The following is a 2,938-nucleotide window of genomic DNA, read 5'->3' on the forward strand; positions in this document are numbered from 1 at the left end:
GGGTACCAGACCGGTAGCCACGACCTGTCGCTGCCGATCTCCTTCGCCGGTGACGGCCAGGCGGAAGCCACCGAGCGCGGCCCCGCTTTCGGTGACGACCGCGATGAATCGACTGCCATCGTAGGGGGCAGGCGCGGGCGCCGGCCACGCGATGCCGTCCGGAGAGTCCGGATTGCTGAGAGCCCAGAGCGCCCGTTCGATAGCGGCCTCTGCCATCGCCTGGGCCTGAGCGAGCGTCAGATGATTGCCCGCCACGAGCGGCTCCTGCCCGGTGAGCAGTGCCAGGCCACTGAGGACCGCCGACAGGATGAGCAGGATGATCATCGCCAGCGGCAGCACGGACCCGCGCTGGTCTCGAAACTGGAGCCGCTGGCGAAAGATCTGCCTCACCGCGCGCCGATGTAGGTACTGAGGAGGACGACGCCGCGGTCGGCCTGTGCCGCCTGCCCAGCGCGTGTCGGATACGTTACGGTCACCGAGATCTGACGCATCCCAGGCGCGCTCACCCCTGAGCAACCGGGAGCTTGGCCGCAGTCTCGAAGTCGCACGGCCCGACTGAACGCCTCGTGAGGTGCCGGCAAAGTAGGCTCGTCGGGAAACCGGACGGCCGCCTCGCTCAAAGGATCCTGGTCACGCTCGGCCAGCCCTACTGCATGCTTGACCTGCTCGAGACGCTGAGAAGCGAAGAAGATCGCCCTCGAACGGTGAGCGCCCTCGTGGACGCGGGAGGCGGCCAGCGGGAGCAAGGAGACCAGCGCGAGGAGACCGATCGACAGGATGGTGAGCGCGGCGAGAACTTCTACCAGGGTGAGTCCTTGCTGCGGTGCTGCCAGGTGTGCCTGCACGCGACCGGAACCTATGGCGTCGTGACGCGGCCTGATCCCGCGACGGTCACCGTCAACTGCTGACCGCTCACGGTGTCGGTCACCGTGTAGGTCGCGCCCGGATTGGCTGCTCCGAGATTCGTGAAGATCGCACCTGAGGTCGAAAGGGTGATGTTGTCCGGCAGCCGAATGGTGCTCGAGGAGCTGGTGAGACCGGCCACCGCGATGGCGGTCCCAGTGCAATTCGTCTGCAGGAACTGAACCGCCGTCGACGTCGATTTCACGCAGACCGGAGCGTTTTGCCGGATCGCCAACTGCCGCCCCTCGTTGAGATACGTCTTGACGACATCCGCCGCGGACCGCACGCGGGCGCTGCGGTAGTAGTTGATGAATGATGGCGCCGCGATGGCGGAGATGATCAGGATCATGGCCGTCGTGATGACGAGCTCTGCGAGGGAGTAGCCAGCCTGAGACCGGCTCAGGCAGCCGATGCCGCAGGAATCAACGGACGATCGTCGGCGCAGCATGGCGTTGAGAGACAGCAAGAAAGGGACCAAACTTTAATACCCCCTGCGCAGGCGGGCCCCTGAACACGCTGGCTCCGAGATCGCACCAAGAGTCAGAGAGGTGATTCGAAATCTAGCTTCGAATCCATACTTTACAGCCACTCCAAGCCGTTTGATTGTGGCGCATCGGCCTGCTGCACTGCAAGTCGACATAGACCGTATGTTGTTTGATGACGTTGCCCGTCACCCCAACCGACAAAACGCTCTTTCGAGAGTGCGATCACCAGGAACATATCGCGCCAAAACATCTCCTGACGTCAGCCCATCGACGCCGGCGAGTCAGGCTGCGAATTGCGCGAAGTACCAGGCGAGAACCGCGTCTCCGCAGAAGAGGCTGATCACGCCGCCGGCCGCGAGGAACGGGCCGAAGGGCAGGGGGTCCTTCCGTCCCTTTCTACCGGTGGCCAGGAGAGTTGCGGCCAAGGGGCCACCGATCAGGACCGAGAGGAGGATGCTCAACAGGACCAGCTTCCAACCCAGGAAGGCGCCAAGCATGGCGCCGAGCTTGACGTCGCCGACGCCCATCCCCGGCTGGCCCAGCACGATCGCGCTCGCGACAATGATCACGATGAACACTCCGCCGCCCAGCAGCGTACCCAGCGCGGAGTCCCTCAACCCGATCGATCCCGGAGCGAGGCTCGCCAGCAGACCGAGCGCGATGCCCGGAATGCTGAGCACGTCGGGAATGATCTGGTGGTCCACATCGATGCCGGTGATCGCGATCAACGTGGAGAGGAGGACGAGCGTCGCGACCAGCTGAGTGCCGGGGCCGAAGCGAAGATACGCCGCCGCGAACAGCGCCCCGCAGATCAGCTCGACGACCGGATATCGCCAGGAGATCGGAGCGTGACAGGCGCGACAGCGCCCGCCGAGCATGATGTACGACAGCACGGGAAGGTTGTCATACCAGCGGATGGCGACTCCGCAGAGCGGGCATGCCGAACCTGGATGAGCAATGCTGCGGCCCGCCGGAATGCGCGCGATGACCACATTGAGAAAGCTCCCTACGCACAGTCCGAAGAGCGCGCAGAACACCACGGCGATCGGGAGCGGAATCATCGGACTGAGAACTGCTCAATTCCTGGGACGGTGGTGCCCAGCCCGGTGTGCACGGTGAGCCTTTGCAAGTGGCGGGGGATCTCGAGCGGGCTGCTCAGCGTCGAGGGGGCCCCGGGGGCGGCAAGGATCCACCCCCGAGGCAGCCGACCCCGCAGCTACGGAACGCTGACGCTGGTGGCGTCGCCGGAGTTGGTGATGGTGAAGGTACCGGCCGAGGCGTTGGGGGCGTAGTTATAGCTACCCCAACCCGCGGGACCCTGAGGAATCGAAGCCATGAAGGGACCGGCGGTCTGGCTGAGCGAGTTGGTGGCCGGGGTGGTCAGATCGTTGAGCCCCGTCGGAAGAGTACCCATGTGCGCCGAGTAGATGCTGACGGCGGACGCGAGGGCCCGGGCGTCGGCCTGGGCCTTGGCCAGCCGGGCGCGCGCCTGGACGTTGGCGTACAGCGGGATAGCGATAGCAGCGAGGATACCGATGATGGCCACGACG

General features: G+C 65.2%; 4 protein-coding genes. All 4 read right to left on the reverse strand.

The genetic code is table 11. From position 1 onward, the window contains the following. Window positions 1-339: hypothetical protein (locus VKN16_28330; GenBank protein HME98131.1), on the reverse strand; the 339-nt coding region annotated here is incomplete at its 3' end. A gap of 517 nt (window positions 340-856) precedes the next feature. Next, window positions 857-1,369 carry a type II secretion system protein gene (locus VKN16_28335; protein HME98132.1) on the reverse strand — a complete coding sequence of 171 codons (513 nt, stop codon included), beginning with the start codon at window positions 1,367-1,369 and terminating at the stop codon, window positions 857-859. Between the two features lie 300 nt (window positions 1,370-1,669). Next, window positions 1,670-2,425, reverse strand: coding sequence for a prepilin peptidase (locus VKN16_28340; protein HME98133.1), 756 nt, complete (start codon window positions 2,423-2,425; stop codon window positions 1,670-1,672). A 179-nt stretch (window positions 2,426-2,604) separates the two neighbouring features. After that, window positions 2,605-2,938 (reverse strand): type II secretion system protein GspG (locus tag VKN16_28345; protein HME98134.1); only part of this gene is annotated, 334 nt, incomplete at its 5' end.

This window comes from Candidatus Methylomirabilota bacterium, from assembly GCA_035315345.1.
GTDB lineage: Bacteria > Methylomirabilota > Methylomirabilia > Rokubacteriales > CSP1-6 > CAMLFJ01.